This is a genomic window from Flavobacterium macrobrachii (assembly GCF_014486675.1).
In the GTDB taxonomy this organism is placed as follows: domain Bacteria; phylum Bacteroidota; class Bacteroidia; order Flavobacteriales; family Flavobacteriaceae; genus Flavobacterium; species Flavobacterium macrobrachii.
This window is the reverse complement of the sequence record NZ_JACTAC010000036.1, coordinates 1-16,875: the sequence shown is the minus strand read 5'-3', so window position 1 is coordinate 16,875 and position 16,875 is coordinate 1. Positions and strand designations below refer to the sequence as shown.

The 16,875-nt window shown below is 32.7% G+C and carries 10 protein-coding genes and 1 pseudogene; 2 read left to right on the top strand and 9 right to left on the bottom strand.

What is annotated here, in order from left to right:
- Window positions 1–83: 83 nt before the first annotated feature.
- The 3 genes and pseudogenes from IAI56_RS16440 to IAI56_RS09240 all read right to left on the bottom strand — a co-directional run.
- Window positions 84–440, bottom strand: a pseudogene (locus tag IAI56_RS16440) (DUF1304 domain-containing protein); the annotation flags it as partial.
- Window positions 441–450: 10 nt separating this feature from the next.
- Complete coding sequence (rimK, locus tag IAI56_RS09245) at window positions 451–1,830, bottom strand: 30S ribosomal protein S6--L-glutamate ligase (RefSeq protein ID WP_187657596.1); 1,380 nt, start codon at window positions 1,828–1,830, stop codon at window positions 451–453.
- 100 nt (window positions 1,831–1,930) lie between these two features.
- Window positions 1,931–4,474, bottom strand: a complete 2,544-nt coding sequence (locus IAI56_RS09240) for an ATP-dependent Clp protease ATP-binding subunit (protein ID WP_187657595.1) — start codon at window positions 4,472–4,474, stop codon at window positions 1,931–1,933.
- 261 nt (window positions 4,475–4,735) lie between these two features.
- Between IAI56_RS09240 and gyrA the strand changes: the two genes are divergently transcribed.
- Together gyrA and IAI56_RS09230 are read left to right on the top strand one after the other, a co-directional pair.
- Complete coding sequence (gene gyrA, locus IAI56_RS09235) at window positions 4,736–7,351, top strand: DNA gyrase subunit A (protein ID WP_187657594.1); 2,616 nt, start codon at window positions 4,736–4,738, stop codon at window positions 7,349–7,351.
- A 16-nt stretch (window positions 7,352–7,367) separates the two neighbouring features.
- Entirely contained in the window at window positions 7,368–8,681 is a 1,314-nt protein-coding gene (locus tag IAI56_RS09230; RefSeq protein ID WP_187657593.1) for a tetratricopeptide repeat protein, read from the top strand.
- A 68-nt stretch (window positions 8,682–8,749) separates the two neighbouring features.
- Here the strand turns inward: IAI56_RS09230 and lpdA are convergent, their stop codons facing one another.
- The 6 genes from lpdA to IAI56_RS09200 form a co-directional block, all read right to left on the bottom strand.
- Window positions 8,750–10,138 (bottom strand): dihydrolipoyl dehydrogenase, encoded by a 1,389-nt coding sequence (gene lpdA, locus IAI56_RS09225; RefSeq protein WP_187657592.1) that lies wholly within the window; start codon window positions 10,136–10,138, stop codon window positions 8,750–8,752.
- Between the two features lie 139 nt (window positions 10,139–10,277).
- On the bottom strand, window positions 10,278–11,213 hold the full coding sequence (locus tag IAI56_RS09220; protein ID WP_187657591.1) for a hypothetical protein: 936 nt from the start codon (window positions 11,211–11,213) through the stop codon (window positions 10,278–10,280).
- On the bottom strand, window positions 11,213–12,667 hold the full coding sequence (locus IAI56_RS09215) for an MBOAT family O-acyltransferase (protein WP_187657590.1): 1,455 nt from the start codon (window positions 12,665–12,667) through the stop codon (window positions 11,213–11,215). The genes IAI56_RS09220 and IAI56_RS09215 overlap by 1 nt, the downstream gene beginning before the upstream one ends.
- A 27-nt stretch (window positions 12,668–12,694) precedes the next feature.
- Window positions 12,695–14,452, bottom strand: coding sequence for an ABC transporter ATP-binding protein (locus IAI56_RS09210; RefSeq protein WP_187657589.1), 1,758 nt, complete (start codon window positions 14,450–14,452; stop codon window positions 12,695–12,697).
- Window positions 14,453–14,486: 34 nt separating this feature from the next.
- A complete protein-coding gene (gene truA / locus IAI56_RS09205; RefSeq protein ID WP_187657588.1) occupies window positions 14,487–15,230 on the bottom strand; it encodes a tRNA pseudouridine(38-40) synthase TruA in 744 nt (247 codons plus the stop codon).
- 68 nt (window positions 15,231–15,298) lie between these two features.
- The gene (locus IAI56_RS09200; protein WP_187657587.1) at window positions 15,299–16,765 is read right to left on the bottom strand and encodes a TonB-dependent receptor; all 1,467 of its coding nucleotides are present in this window, start codon (window positions 16,763–16,765) and stop codon (window positions 15,299–15,301) included.
- Between the last annotated feature and the right edge of the window lie 110 nt (window positions 16,766–16,875).

The following is a 16,875-nucleotide window of genomic DNA, read 5'->3' as shown; positions in this document are numbered from 1 at the left end:
AGATTTAATTTTAGATAATATGATTCACGAATATTCCATTTGAAGAAAGTAAAATCAATATTTTCTTTTTTTTGATTTGTGGAAATCACCAAACTCAAAATCCCCAAAATAGCGGGAACAGCTTGTACAAAAAAGATGCGCTTGGAAGCGGTTAACGCACCATAAATTCCAGCGACTAAAACACAACCTAAAAAGAACAACGCTAAATTTTTACTCCAAGTGGCATCACAAATTAGTAACGACCAAATCAAACCAGCGGCAAGAAAGCCGTTATACAAACCTTGATTGGCTGCCATGACTTTTGTCTTTTCGAATTGGTCTTCGGGTATGGTTTTGAATACTTTTTTAGCACGTGTTGTCCAAGCGAACATTTCGAGCCAAAGAATATAAATATGCAATACAGCAATAAATCCGACGATAATTTGAGAAAGTAAGTTCATGGTTTATGATTTAGATTTCTTGTCTTACTTTAAAATTCTTTTCGATCGCTTTAATCATTTCTCCAGCAATGTCTTTGTTGGTTGCGCCTTCAATTCCTTCCAAACCTGGCGAAGAATTTACTTCCAATAAAAGCGGACCTTTTGATGAACGAATAATATCAACTCCAGCCACTTTTAAATCCATAGCTTTGGCAGCTTTGATGGCGATTTTCTTTTCTTCAACAGTTGGTTTTATTATCGAAGCCGTTCCTCCCATGTGAATATTGGCACGGAATTCTCCCGCAGCAGCTTCACGTTGAATAGCCGCAACAACTTTTCCATCAACTACAAAAAGACGCAAATCTTTACCATTGGCTTCTTTGATGAATTCTTGAACTAAGATGTTAGCATTCAAACTTTTGAAAGCATTAATTACCGATTCGGCAGCTTTTTTAGTTTCCGCCAAAACAACTCCTTTTCCTTGTGTTCCTTCTAATAATTTGACAATCAATGGCGAACCGCCAACCATTTTAATCAAATCATCCGTATCCAAAGGCGAATTCGCAAAACCAGTTGTTGGAATATCAACACCATTTCTCAAAAGTAATTGAAGTGAAAATAATTTGTCTCTCGACTGAGTAATTGCGGCTGCCGAATTTAAACAATAGACTTTCATCGCTTCAAATTGTCGGGTTAATGCACAACCATAAAACGTAATACTTGGACGAATTCGAGGAATGATAGCATCAAAATTATCAAGGATTTTTCCACCACGATAATGGATTTCAGGTTTATCGGCATCGAGTTTCATATAACATTCTTTGATGTTCAAAAAATGCATTTCATGACCACGCATTTCGCCAGCTTCCATAATTCGTTTGTTGCTATACAATTCAGGATTACTAGCTAAAAGTCCAATGCGAAGACCAGATTTTTTGGAAATTGAATTTTGGTATAAATCTTTTAAAATTTCGGTGGAAGTTTGACCTAAAAGATACTTTTGTTCAGGATCGACTAGAATTCTTCCACTCATAGCTTCACGACCAAGTAGCATTCTGAAACCCATTGAGTCACGATTGGTCAGTGTCATTTCGATTTCCCAAATGTCATTTCCAATGGCTAATTTGGTTTGAATAACATAACGTTGTTCGCGAAAACCGCTGGAACTTTTAACAACACGTTTGTCAATCAATTTTGCCTCGCAGTGGATAACGGTTTTTAAATTATTTTGAATAGGGTTGATGTCAAATTTTACCCAATTTTCACCTTCTTTGATAAATGGCGCAATATTGATAGCATGCAACGCCGAAGTTTTTGCGCCTGAATCGACACGAGCTTTGATAGCTGGAATTCCAAGCTCAGGAAACGAACACCATTCTTCTGAACCTAATATGATTTTGTTTGAATTCATTTGTGATAAAAAATTAAACCACTAAGAGTTTAAGTTTCATTAAGTAACACTTAATTTTCTTAACCTCTTAATGGTTTATAAAAGTAGAAATTATATTTTATTAATTCGTAGGATTTTCAGCTTTTTGAATAGTAACAGTTAACTCTTGAGCCGTTTCGTCTAAATCCATAAAAATTTCATCGCCCGATGCTATTTTGGAAGTAATTATTTCTTCGGCTAATGCATCTTCAACATATTTTTGAATAGCTCTTTTTAATGGTCGAGCACCAAATTGTTTGTCAAAACCTTTTTCAGCAATGAATGCTTTTGCTGTATCAGATAAATTAAGTTTGTATCCTAATTCTTCAATTCTAGCAAATAGCTTTTTCAATTCGATTTCGATAATTAAATTGATATGTTCTTTTTCTAACGGATTGAAAACAATTACATCATCAATTCTGTTAAGGAATTCTGGTGCAAATGTTTTTTTCAATGCGTTTTCGATTACACTTTTTGAATGATCATCGGCTTGTGCCACCTTTGCTGATGTTCCAAAACCAACACCTTGACCAAAATCTTTCAATTGACGTGCGCCAACATTCGAAGTCATGATGATAATCGTGTTTTTGAAGTCAATTTTTCGACCTAAACTATCGGTTAAATATCCATCGTCTAGAACTTGAAGCATCATATTGAAAACATCGGGATGTGCTTTTTCGATTTCGTCCAAAAGAACAACACAATAGGGCTTTCTTCTAACTTTTTCGGTTAATTGTCCACCTTCTTCATAACCAACATATCCTGGAGGTGCACCGATTAAACGAGAAATTGCAAATTTTTCCATGTATTCGCTCATGTCAATTCGAACCAAAGCATCTTCAGAATCGAATAATTCACGAGCAATAACTTTAGCTAATTGGGTTTTTCCAACTCCAGTTGAACCTAAGAAAATAAACGAACCAATTGGTCGGTTTGGATCTTTTAGTCCAGCACGATTACGTTGAATTGAACGAGCAATTTTGGTAACAGCTTCGTCTTGACCGATTACTTTTCCTTTGATAAGTTCTGGTAAATGAGCTAATTTGTTGCTTTCTGTTTGTGCAATTCTGTTTACTGGAATTCCAGTCATCATCGATACTACATCGGCAACATTGTCTTCGGTTACTCGGATACGGTTGTTTTTAGAATCTTCTTCCCATTGTTCTTGTGCAATAGCTAAGTCTTTCTCTAAACGCTTTTCGTCATCACGAAGTTTGGCTGCTTCTTCATATTTCTGTTTTTTGACTACAGAATTTTTAAGTTCGCGTACTTCTTCCAATTGACGTTCTAAATCCAAAATTTGTTTTGGGACATCAATATTAGTAATGTGAACACGAGAACCAGCTTCGTCCAAAGCATCAATAGCTTTGTCTGGAAGAAAACGTTCTGACATGTATCTATTTGTTAATTTTACACAAGCCTCGATAGCTTCAGGTGTGTAAATTACGTTATGGTGATCTTCATATTTGTTTTTGATATTATTTAAAATTGTAATCGTTTCTTCTACTGAAGTTGGTTCTACAATTACTTTTTGAAAACGTCTTTCTAATGCACCGTCTTTTTCAATATATTGGCGGTATTCGTCCAAAGTTGTAGCACCAATACATTGGATTTCGCCTCTTGCTAAAGCAGGTTTGAACATGTTGGAAGCATCAAGCGAACCCGTTGCGCCACCAGCACCAACAATAGTGTGGATTTCGTCTATGAAAAGAATGATGTCGTCGTTTTTTTCCAATTCGTTCATTACGGCTTTCATTCTTTCTTCAAATTGTCCGCGGTATTTTGTCCCGGCAACTAATGAAGCTAAATCAAGCGTAACAACACGTTTATTAAAAAGAATACGAGAAACTTTCTTTTGAATAATTCGTAATGCTAAGCCTTCGGCAATGGCAGATTTTCCAACACCTGGTTCACCAATTAGTAATGGATTGTTTTTTTTTCTTCGGCTAAGAATTTGAGATACACGCTCAATTTCTTTTTCACGACCAACAACTGGATCGAGTTTTCCTTCTTCGGCAAGTTCGGTTAAATCGCGACCAAAGTTGTCCAAAACCGGAGTTTTCGATTTTTTGTTGGTTTTGTTCGCAGGATTATTGAAACTTCCTTCTTTTAAACTGTCATCTTGACCTGAATCTTCGTTGTACGATTCATTTCTTGGCAAGTTATCTGTAAAATCTTCTTCGTTTGGTGTCATATTTAAGTATTGTTCTTTAACTACATTATAGTCGATTTTTAGACGATGTAGTAGTTTGGTTGTTGGATCATTTTCATTTCGAAGTATGCACAAAAGTAAATGTGCAGTACTAATTGAAGAACTTTGAAAAACTTTAGCTTCAAGAAAAGTTGTTTTCAAAGCACGTTCCGCCTGACGTGTTAAGTGTAGGTTTTTCTTTTCGTTACTGATTTCAACATTTGGGTTGGCCGGACTTAGAATTTCCACCTTTTTACGCAAATGTTCTAAATCAATCGAAAGATTGTTTAGTATAGATATGGCTTTGCCGTTTCCGTCTCTAAGAATACCAAGCATCAAGTGTTCCGTTCCAATAAAGTCATGCCCTAATCGTAGCGCTTCTTCTTTACTGTACGTGATTACATCTTTAACTCTTGGTGAAAAATTATCATCCATAGCAATTTGATTTTGTGAAGTAAATTTAACTAATCGGAATGAGTAAATCAAAAATCATTCCTTTAAAAGTACTGTCAGCTAATTGACAAAAAAAATACCAATAATAAAAGTAGTACTTAAAGTATTTTATTAACCAAAAAACAACCTCATTTTGTTAATAAATCTTTGAAATTTGTGAACTAAAAACACCTATAAAAGCGATAAATATCCTATATTAGCACGTTTTGAATTTAAACTAATTTTATAATAATTTATACAACTATGTCTGACGGAGAAAAGTTAATTCCTATTAACATCGAAGATGAAATGAAATCAGCATACATCGATTATTCGATGTCTGTTATTGTATCAAGAGCATTGCCTGACGTTCGTGACGGTTTAAAACCAGTTCACCGAAGAGTATTATATGGAATGTATGATTTAGGAGTTTTTTCTAATAGAGCTCACAAAAAATCCGCTAGAATTGTTGGAGAAGTTTTGGGTAAATATCACCCGCACGGCGATACATCGGTTTATGATGCTATGGTTCGTATGGCGCAAGAATGGAGTTTACGTTATTTGTTAATTGATGGTCAAGGTAACTTTGGTTCAGTTGATGGCGATAGTCCTGCAGCAATGCGTTATACCGAAGCCAGAATGAAAAAAATGTCAGAAGACATTATGGCAGATATTGACAAAGAAACAGTTGACTTTCAATTGAACTTTGACGATACTTTGTATGAGCCAAAAGTAATGCCAACGCGTGTTCCAAATCTTTTGATTAATGGTGCATCTGGAATTGCAGTTGGTATGGCAACCAATATGGCACCACACAATTTAACCGAAGTTATCGATGGAACATTGGCATATATTGATAACGAAGAGATTGAAATTGACGAATTGATGAACCATGTTAAAGCACCCGATTTTCCAACTGGTGGTGTAATTTATGGTTATGATGGTGTTCGTGAAGCTTTTAAAACTGGTCGTGGACGAATTGTAATGCGTGCCAAAGTAGGTTTTGAAGAAGTTAACGGAAAAGAAGCTATCATAGTTTCTGAAATTCCATATCAAGTGAACAAGGCAGAAATGATTAAGAAAACTGCCGATTTAATTAATGAAAAAAGAATTGAAGGTATTTCAAACATCCGTGACGAATCGGATAGAAGTGGAATGCGTATCGTTTATGAATTAAAACGTGATGCTGTTCCAAATGTTGTTTTGAACACCTTATATAAGTTTACACAATTACAATCTTCTTTCAGTGTAAATAATATTGCACTAGTAAAAGGAAGACCACAAATGTTGAATCTAAAAGATTTAATACATTATTTTGTGGAACATCGTCATGATGTTGTAGTGAGAAGAACCCAATTTGAATTGCGCAAAGCAGAAGAAAGAGCACATATTTTAGAAGGTTTAATCATTGCATCTGATAATATAGATGAAGTAATTGCATTAATTCGTTCTTCAAAAGATGGCGATGAAGCTCGTACCAAATTAATTGAACGATTTACACTTTCAGAAATTCAAGCTCGTGCTATTGTTGAAATGCGTTTACGTCAGTTAACTGGTCTTGAGCAAGATAAATTAAGAGCCGAATATGAAGAAATCATGAAATTAATTCAGCATTTGAAAGATTTATTGGCTAGCAAAGAAATGAGAATGCAATTAATTAAAGACGAATTAATTGAAATTAGAGATAAATATGGTGATGGACGTCGTTCTACAATCGAATATGCTGGTGGAGATGTAAGTATTGAAGATTTAATTGCCGATGAAAATGTAGTGATAACAATTTCACATGCAGGTTACATCAAGCGTACTAATTTATCAGAATACAAAACTCAAAACCGTGGTGGTGTTGGGCAAAAAAGTGCCGGAACTCGTGATCAAGATTTCTTAGAACATTTATTTGTAGCAACAAATCATCAATATTTATTATTCTTTACACAAAAAGGAAAATGTTTCTGGATGCGCGTTTATGAAATTCCAGAAGGAAGTAAAACAAGTAAAGGTCGTGCTATTCAAAACTTAATCAACATCGAAAGTGATGATAAAGTAAAAGCATTTATTTGTACCCAAGACTTGAAAGATAAAGATTATACCAACAGTCACAACCTTATTATGGTGACCAAAAAAGGTCAAGTCAAGAAAACGTCGTTAGACAAATATTCAAAACCAAGAGTAAACGGAGTAGCAGCAATTACCATTAAAGATGGAGACGAATTGCTAGCAGCAGAACTTACTGATGGAAACAGCCACATAATGATTGCTGTTAAATCAGGAAAAATGGTTCGTTTTGAAGAAAGCAAAACACGTCCGATGGGAAGAACAGCTTCTGGAGTTCGTGGAATTACCTTAAAAGACGAAACAGATGAAGTAATCGGAATGGTCTCTGTAAATGATATGGAAAGTGAAATATTAGTTGTTGCCGAAAACGGTTATGGAAAACGTTCAAGTATCGACGAATATAGAATTACAAATCGTGGAGGAAAAGGTGTGAAAACATTAAACATCACAGAAAAAACAGGTAAATTAATCTCCATAAATTCTGTAACCGATGCTGATGATTTAATGATTATCAATAAATCAGGATTGACTATAAGAATGGCAGTTGAAGATTTACGCGTAATGGGAAGAGCAACTCAAGGAGTAAAATTGATTAACATTAAAGGAAACGACTCAATTGCAGCTGTTACCAAAGTAATGAAAGATGACGTTTCTGAAGTAGTTCTAGACGAAGACGGAAATATTATTGAAGGTGAAGTTATCGAAAGAGTAAAACCAGTTTTAGAAATCCTTGAAGACGAAGGTTCAACTGACGATGATGACGATGATTACACTGAAGAAGAAGAAATCGACGATGAAGAATCGGTAGATGAAGATGATGAATAATTAAAAAATGTATAATATGAAAATAAAAAACATTGTATTAGCTTCGGCAGTACTAGCTTCAGTTTCCTCTTTCTCACAAAAAGATGAGTTGAAAAAGTTGAAAAAAATTTATGAAAAAACAACTCCAACAATAAATGATGTTTCAGACTATAAAGCAACCTTAAATGCGTTACAACCTTTAGCAACCGCTGAAGCAGATAACGTATATTATGGATTTTATAAAGCAATGACACCAATTGTAGAAATTATGTCATTAGGCGCAACAGCAACACCAGAGAAAAAAGCTCAAATTGCTACTCCAAAAGTAGTTGCTGAGGTAGAAAAAGGATTAAATGCTACTTTAGACTATGAGAAAAAAGTTGGCAAAAAAGTCTATACTGATGACATTTTAGCAAAAATTGCTTTTTTCAAACCTGAATTATTAAACGGCGCCATTGCACTTGGTGATGCAAAACAATATAAAGAGGCAGCTAGTTTGTTACATTCAATTTACATGTTAGATAAAAACGATGTTGATATGTTGTTTTATGCCGCAGGATATTCTGTAAACGCTGAGGATTATGACAAAGCAATAGAATACTACAATGAATTGAAGAAATTAAATTATTCAGGAGAATCAATAATTTATTATGCTACTAATAAAGCGACTAAAGTTGAAGAAAATTTTGGCAGCAAGCAATTAAGAGATATTTCAGTTAATTCTGCTAAAACACATGAAAAACCTCGTGATGAAAAAACACCATCAAAACGTGGTGAAATTTATAAAAATGTTGCTCTAATATTAGTTCAACAAGGAAAAACTAATGAAGCAATTACTGCTATTCAAGATGCGAGAAAAATAAATCCAGATGATGAAAGTTTATTGTTTACAGAAATGGATTTGTACTTAAAACTAAATGATTTTGATAAATATACCCTTTTAGTAAACGAAGCTTTGGCTAAAAATCCAAACAATGCTGATTTAGTTTTTAATTTAGGAGTTATTAGTGGAAATGCTGAAAAAATAGAAGAAGCCAAAAAGTATTACATGAAAGCAATTGAAATCAAACCTGATTATGTTAATGCTTATGTTAACTTATCAGAAGTTATGCTTCGAGCAGATGAAAAATTTGTTGATGAAATGAACAAACTTGGAACATCTGAAAAAGATAATAAAAGATATGCTGTCATCAAGGCTGAAAGAGAAAAAAACTTTAAATCTATTCTTCCTTATTTAGAAAAAGCGGTTGAGTTAGATCCAACCAATGAACCAGCTAAGAAAACGTTGTTAAGTGTTTACAATGCACTAGAAATGACTGATAAATACAAAGCTTTAAAAGCAAAAATGTAATTTCCAGATAATTCTAAAAAAAATGCCTCGAAATTTTCGAGGCATTTTTTTATTATTTGAAATTCTTATTATAAGTGAATTACTTCATCATAAGCAGCAGCTACGGCTTCCATAACAGCTTCGCTCATTGTTGGATGCGGATGAATAGATTTTAAAATTTCGTGACCTGTTGTTTCTAGTTTTCTAGCTACAACTGCTTCTGCAATCATATCCGTAACACCTGCACCAATCATGTGGCAACCTAACCATTCGCCATATTTTGCATCGAAAATTACTTTTACAAAACCATCGGCAGCACCAGCAGCTTTTGCTTTTCCTGAAGCAGAGAATGGAAATTTACCAATTTTCAACTCGTATCCTTTTTCTTTAGCTTGTTTTTCAGTCAAACCAACAGAAGCAATTTCTGGAGTTGCATATGTACAACCTGGAACGTTTCCATAATCAATTGGTTCTACGTGTAAACCTGCAATTTTTTCAACACAGTTAATTCCTTCAGCAGAAGCAACGTGAGCCAAGGCTTGACCTGGCGTTACATCTCCAATAGCATAATATCCTGGAACATTAGTTTGGTTGTAAGCGTTTACTAAAATTTTGTCTCTATCTGTTGCAATGCCAACTTCTTCAAGACCAATATTTTCGATGTTAGTTTTAATTCCAACTGCCGAAAGTAAAATATCTGCTTCAAGAACTTCTTCACCTTTTGCCGTTTTTACATAAGCTTTAACTCCATTCCCTGAAGTATCAATGCTTTCTACAGAAGCATTTGTCATGATGTTAACACCTGCTTTTTTCATAGAACGTTCCATTTGTTTCGAAATATCTTCGTCTTCAACAGGAACAATATTTGGCATAAATTCAACAATAGTAACTTCTGTTCCCATTGAATTGTAGAAATGAGCAAATTCAACTCCAATCGCACCAGAACCAACTACAATCATTTTCTTTGGTTGAGTAGGTAAAGTCATTGCTTGTCTGTATCCAATAACTTTTACACCATCTTGAGGAAGATTTGGTAACTCTCTTGAACGTGCACCAGTTGCAATAATAATGTGATCTGCTGAATATTCTGTAACTTTTCCATCAGCAGCTGTTACATCTACTTTTTTACCCGGTTTTATTTTGCCAAAACCATCAATAACGTCAATTTTATTTTTTTTCATTAAGAATTGAACACCTTTACTCATTCCGTCGGCAACATCACGTGAACGTTTTACAACGGCAGAAAAGTCTTTGTCAAATTCTTTAATGGTTAATCCATAATCGGAAGCATGTTTTAGGTAATCAAATACTTGAGCCGATTTTAAAAGTGCTTTTGTTGGAATACAACCCCAATTAAGGCAAATTCCACCAAGGCTTTCTTTTTCAATAACAGCTACTTTAAAGCCCAATTGAGAAGCACGGATTGCCGTAACATAACCGCCTGGACCACTTCCTAAAACAATAATATCGTATTTCATTTTGTATTGCGTTTATTTTTATTTATTATTTAATCATATTGTATTGTCCGGAGTTAATTTCAGACTCTATTTTATCAACTTGTTAATGTTAATTTTTTGATTTGGGACAGCTTTTAATTAAGATTGCGAATTTAAGTAATTATTTTAAAAAATTTATTAATTTTTGTTCATTCTTAAGTAGTTTATTCATTTCATTTACTCCTTTTTTATTGAGATGATTTGTATTATAAAAATTAATAGAATTATTCCTTATTATTTCATAGTTTGCATCAATTACTTCAATATTATTACTTTCACAAATAGATATAGTTTGTTGGAATTTCTTTTTATCGTACAAAACTTTGTATACTGGTGTTTGAATACAGATTAGTTTAATTTCTTTCTTTTTACAAAATTCATTTAAGTTATATAGTTGTTTTTTTAAAATACTAGCTTCATTATCGGTAAAATAATATTTTTTAAGTTCGTCGTTTACTGGTGATTTTGTTGTGTTCCAAACTTCATCATTCATTCCAAAACCTTCAGGAAAAAGGTTGGAATTGTTTAAAGTTACACAATCTCCTAGTAGTTTATATTTAAAAATGGCATACAAAGGGATATACTTTTCTGCATTATTAAATTTAAAATATTCTACTAATGCCTCATTTTCCTTTGTTGGCATAAATGCAAATCTTGAATATTTATCTTTATTAATTAAATTACTGTCTGATTTATTGAAATATGGCTCGATGAAAGGATCAAAGCTAAATATTACAAATTTTGGAGATTTATTTTTCATTAAATAATTTTCAAGTCGAAGTTGAATACTGTTAATTTTTGAATGTCCGTTCATACCAATATTTACAGTTTTTAAATTAAATTTTTTATTAAAAAATCCAGGATCTAAGTGCATCCAACATCTTGAACTGCCAAGTAATACAATATCTGCATCTATGTTAGAGGTTGTATCCCAATTGTCGTGTCCAAATACAGTTTTATCTTTTATACGGAAAGTGATTAGAATTTGTAGTGTTGTAATAATAACAACTATTAATATTGAAAAGGATACTGTTTTTTTTAAAAAATTTATAATCATTAGAATTGAAAATATATAAATTGTTGGTTTGAACTATTAAAGCTAAAATAGTAAATAGTGATAACTAAAAACGAATAAAATCCCCAGCGAAATACTCTTTTCCATTGTAAACCAATTTTTTGGATTGCAAATTCATTTTCTCGTCCTATCCATTCGATTGTAAAGAATAATAAAACAAAGAATATGACAGGTAAACTTGTTCCAATTCCTGAAAAATAGGGAATAGTAAAAGTTGAAATCGAAAAAATTTCAAATATATAATCCATGGCTAAACCGACACTCTCAGACCTAAAAAAAATCCAAGCAAAAACAGTCAATATGAAAGTTATTGAAATAGAAAATATTTCTTGTAGACTAGGTAATTTTTTTCCTTTGGCTACGATATCTAAATTAGTTCTATTTTTTTTATAAATAATTAGAGGTAAAATATAAAATGCATTTAATAATCCCCAGATGATAAATGTCCAGTTTGCTCCATGCCAAAATCCACTTACAATAAAAATTATAAAAGTATTTCTAATTCTTTTCAAAGTTCCACCTTCACTACCACCTAATGGAACATAAAGATAGTCTTTAAACCATGATGAAAGAGAAATGTGCCATCTTCTCCAAAATTCCGCAATATCTCTGGAAAAATATGGGAAAGCAAAATTTTTCAATAAATCTATTCCAAATAAACGAGCAGTTCCAAGCGCAATATCAGAATATCCTGAAAAATCGCCATAAATTTGAAATGAAAAAAATAAAGCACCTAAGATTAATGTACTACCTGAATAGTCATGTTGATTTTTAAAAATTTCATTTGCAAAATTAGCGCAACTGTCTGCAATAACTATTTTTTTAAATAAACCCCAAAGTATTTGCCGCATTCCATCTACAACTTTAGAATAATTAAATTCTCTTTTTACTTTAATTTGCGGTAATAAATGTGTTGCTCTTTCGATTGGACCTGCAACTAGTAAAGGAAAAAAACTGACAAATACAGCATATTCTACGAAGTTTTTTTCAGGTTTAATTTTTTCTTTGTAAATGTCAATAACATAAGATAGTCCATGAAAAGTGTAGAAAGAAATTCCAACTGGAAGAATAATATTCAAAGTTAAAGGATTTACTTTTATTCCAAAATTAGAAAGTGCTTCTGCAAAGGAAATTGCAAAAAAATCGTAATACTTAAAAACTCCTAGAAATCCGAGATTTATAATTATGCTTAACCAAAACCAAAACTGTTTGCTTTTTTGGTTACTACTTTCTTGCATTTTTATCCCAGTAAAATAGTCTAGAAATGTCGAAAAAAAGAGAAGAAATAAAAAACGCCAATCCCAACAAGCATAAAAAAAATAACTAGAAACTAGCAATAAAATATTTTGAAGTTTGAGATTTTTATTGATTACAAACCAATACAAAAAAAATATTATTGGTAAAAAAATCGCAAAATTTATCGAATTAAAAAGCATAATTTTAAGATTTTCATAAATATTAATTTATTCTATTTGATTAGAAAACTGCGATTCATACAAATTCTTATAATAACCATCTGTTTTAGCAACCAATTCCTGATGTGAACCTTGTTCCACAATCATTCCTTTGTCCATCACGATTATTTTATCAGCATTGATAATCGTTGCCAATCGATGTGCAATAACAATTGAAGTTCTTCCAGTTGTTATTCTTTCGGTTGCTTTTTGAATCAATTCTTCGCTATATGTATCAATCGATGAGGTTGCTTCATCCAAAATCAAAATACTCGGATTGCTAACATACGCACGAAGAAAAGCAATCAACTGTCTTTGTCCAGACGAAAGCATCACGCCACGTTCTTTTACGTCATAATCATAACCATTTGGTAATGTTTTTATGAATTTATGAACACCAATTTTCTTCGCAGCCTCAATAACTTCTTCTCTCGAAATTGCTGGATTATTCAGTGTAATGTTGTTGTGAATAGTATCAGCAAAAAGAAAAACATCTTGTAATACGATAGCAATTTGCTTGCGCAAACTTTCCAACTGAAAATCATTAATATTATGGTTATCAATATAAATCGAACCGGAATCTATTTCATAAAATCGATTAAGCAAATTGATTATTGTAGATTTTCCAGCACCAGTTGCACCAACAATAGCAATCGTTTCGCCTGATTTTACGTCAAGATTTATTCCTTTTAAAACTTCTTGATCTTTTACATAACTAAATCGTACGTTCTCAAAACGAATATTTCCAGAGAAATGACCAGCTATTTTTGTACCATTATTTTGTACATCATTTTCGCTGTCAAGAATATCAAAAACACGATTGGCAGCAATCATTCCCATCTGCATTTCATTGAATTTATCTGCAATTTGTCGCAACGGATTAAACAACATTCCGATGAACATGGTATAGGAAAATAAATCTCCAAATGTGGTAAATTTATCACCATCCAAAATATGAAAACCTCCATATATAACAACAGCTCCAAGCGATAATGATGAAATAATATCAGCAATAGGAAAGAAGATAGAGTTGTATAAAATGGTTTTGATCCAAGCTTTATTGTGTTTTTGATTGATTTCTTTAAACTTTTCAAATTCAATATCTTCTCGATTAAAAAGTTGAACGATTTTCATTCCAGTTACTCTTTCTTGAACAAAAGTGTTCATGTTAGCAACTTGATTTCGAACTTCTTCAAAAGCTAATTGCATTTTTTGTTGAAAAACTCTTGTGGCATAAACCAAAATCGGCATTGCCAAAATCACAATCCAAGTTAATCGCCAGTTCATGTAGAACATAAAACCCAAAACCACAATCATTTTTAGTAAATCACTGATTATCATAAAAAGTCCTTGACTAAAAATGCGCGCAATTTGCTCAATATCTGAAACCGAACGCGTTACCAATTGTCCAACGGGAGCATTGTCAAAGTATTTCATTCGAAAAGTAAGCATGTGATTGAACAATTTTGTTCGAATGTCTTTAATGATATCTTGACCAAGCCAATTTGCCCAGTAAACAAAGTAGAATTGTGAAAAAACTTCAAATAATAGAACAATTCCCATCAAAACAGCATACCAAAGTAAACCTTCTTGATCTTTAGGTTGAATGTATGAGTCAACAGTTTGTTTCAGTAAATAGGGACGTAAAGCAGCAAATACGGATAGCAAAATAGCAAAAGCAATTACACCATAAAACCTTGCTTTATAAGGTTTGGTGTATTTTAGAATTCTTTTAAAAAGATTAGAGTCAAATGCTTTAGCTTTCATTAAATATTTGATATTAAATTTTAGATATTAGATTTTACTCTTTACTCAAATAAGGATATTCAATTTTGGTTAAATACAATCCGTGTGCTGGAACTGAAAATCCAGCTTTGCTCCGGTTTTTGCTTTCAATTATTTGTCGGAAATCATTCAAAGATACTTTTCCTGAGCCAATATTTATCATTGTGCCAACAATTGCTCGAACCATATTTCGTAGAAATCTATCAGCAGCAATAATGAAAACTAATTTGTCTTCGTTTTGCTGCCAATTAGCTTCAAAAATTTTGCAATTGAATGTGTTTACATCAGTATTAGTTTTTGAAAAACATTCAAAATCAATATATTCAAACAATATTTTGCACGCTTCGTTCATTTTAGCAACATCGAGCGGCAAACTGTAATACCAACTATCGTCACTTTTGAACGCATTTTTTTTGGTATGGATATGGTATTCGTAAGTTCTTTTTGTTGCGTCAAATCTAGCATGTGCTTCGTCGTGAACCTTGATAAGGTCAAAAATTGCGATATCTTTTGGTAAAAAAGAATTGAGTTTATAAACCAATTTTTCAATATCTATTTCAGTTTCGTAGTCAAAATGAGCAAACATTTCTTTGGCATGAACTCCAGAATCGGTTCTTCCAGCACCAAGAATATCGATGTTGGTTTTTAGTAACGTACTCAAAGCTTTGTTGAGCGTTTCCTGAACCGAAATTGCATCAGGTTGATATTGCCAACCGAAGTAATTTGTTCCTTTATAGGCTAATTTTATGAAGTATCTCATTTGTTGCTTTCACAAAAAAATCCAAATTGTTTTGGCAATCTGGATTTGTAAGTGACTTATTTTTCTACTTATGCTTTTTCTAAAATTCTGTTTGGATCATAACCAAAAAGATGATGTTGTTTAATCACTTCTGCAATTCCTTTTGGTAACATTTTTTCCCAACCTGGCGTTCCGTTGCTAATCATTTTTAACACTTCGCGCGAGAAGATTTTTAAATGGTCTTTGTCAAAATCAGTGATGTCGACCACTTTTCCATTGTAGGCAAAAAATTTATACAATTCTTTCATTCTCGGATGTACTTTCAGGTTTTGAGAGTTGATGATTTCTCCGTTTTCGTCTTCCATTGGATACAAGAAAACTTTCAAATCGCGGTAGAATAATTTTCCGAAGGCTTCCAGAATTCCTCCACTTAAATGGCGATAGTATTTTTCGTCAAAAATATCAATTAGGTTATTTACACCCATTGCTAATCCCATTCTGGCTTTGGTATAACTAGAGAAATATTCTACTACTTTATAATATTCTTGGAAGTTAGAAATCATTACCGTTTGACCTAATGAACAAAGTAATTCGGCTCTATCCATGAAATCTCTTTCATCAATTTCTCCTTCTGAACGAAGATTTGATAACGTAATTTCAAAAACTACAAGCGTATTGTCTTTATCAACTTTGCTTTCGTCAAGGAACATTTTTAACGATTTCTCATACATGTCCATATTTACTTGAGTAACTGGACGAAAACTTCCTCTGATTGCTAGAATATTTTTTTTGTATAAAATTGCCGCTGGTAAAATATTAGTTCCATCTGGACTGAACATTACGGCTTCGGTCATTCCGTTTTTAACCAATTGTAAACTCATCAATCGGTTATCAACATTTTCAAATCTTGGACCAGAAAAGTTTATGGTGTCAATTTCTAATTGGTCTTTGTCTAAATGGTCATACAAATAACGAAGCAACTTTTTTGGATCGTTGTATTTGTAATATGCACCATAAATCAAGTTCACGCCAAGAATTCCAAGAGTTTCTTGTTGAAGTCTTGCATCGGTTTCTTTAAAACGGATGTGTAATGTAATTTCGTTATAATCTTCATCTGGTTCAACTTGGTATTTAATTCCAACCCAACCATGACCTTTAAATTGCTTTGCAAAATCTATTGTAGCCACAGTATTGGCAAAACTGAAGAATATCTTGTTAGGATGTTTATCTCTTTTTAAACGCTTTTCAATCAGTTCAACTTCATGGTTTAGCATTTTTTTTAAGCGACTTTCAGTAACATATCGTCCATCATCTTCAACACCATAAATAGCGTCGCTAAAGTCTTTGTCGTAAGCAGACATTGCTTTTGCAATAGTTCCAGATGAACCACCAGCACGGAAAAAATGTCTTACAGTTTCTTGTCCTGCTCCAATTTCTGCAAACGTTCCATAGATATTCTCATTTAGATTAATTCGAAGTGCTTTATCTTTAATGGCAGGAATTTGTTCAATGGCTTTATCGCCTTTTAACTTTATGTTTGAAATGATTGTATCCATAATATTTTATATACTTTGCAAAGTTAGTAAAATAGGAGTTTTATTGAAAGTTAATTAACCCAATTTTTGGATTTTAATGAACTTAAAGTTTAATTTTACAAAGTTATAAC

What these genes read in the sequence shown, in the direction of transcription:
- rimK (WP_187657596.1), bottom strand. Translation starts at nt 1,830, where the DNA reads ATGAATTCAAACAAAATCATATTAGGTTCAGAAGAATGGTGTTCGTTT.
- IAI56_RS09240 (WP_187657595.1), bottom strand. Translation starts at nt 4,474, where the DNA reads ATGGATGATAATTTTTCACCAAGAGTTAAAGATGTAATCACGTACAGT.
- gyrA (WP_187657594.1), top strand. Translation starts at nt 4,736, where the DNA reads ATGTCTGACGGAGAAAAGTTAATTCCTATTAACATCGAAGATGAAATG.
- IAI56_RS09230 (WP_187657593.1), top strand. Translation starts at nt 7,368, where the DNA reads ATGAAAATAAAAAACATTGTATTAGCTTCGGCAGTACTAGCTTCAGTT.
- lpdA (WP_187657592.1), bottom strand. Translation starts at nt 10,138, where the DNA reads ATGAAATACGATATTATTGTTTTAGGAAGTGGTCCAGGCGGTTATGTT.
- IAI56_RS09220 (WP_187657591.1), bottom strand. Translation starts at nt 11,213, where the DNA reads ATGATTATAAATTTTTTAAAAAAAACAGTATCCTTTTCAATATTAATA.
- IAI56_RS09215 (WP_187657590.1), bottom strand. Translation starts at nt 12,667, where the DNA reads ATGCTTTTTAATTCGATAAATTTTGCGATTTTTTTACCAATAATATTT.
- IAI56_RS09210 (WP_187657589.1), bottom strand. Translation starts at nt 14,452, where the DNA reads ATGAAAGCTAAAGCATTTGACTCTAATCTTTTTAAAAGAATTCTAAAA.
- truA (WP_187657588.1), bottom strand. Translation starts at nt 15,230, where the DNA reads ATGAGATACTTCATAAAATTAGCCTATAAAGGAACAAATTACTTCGGT.
- IAI56_RS09200 (WP_187657587.1), bottom strand. Translation starts at nt 16,765, where the DNA reads ATGGATACAATCATTTCAAACATAAAGTTAAAAGGCGATAAAGCCATT.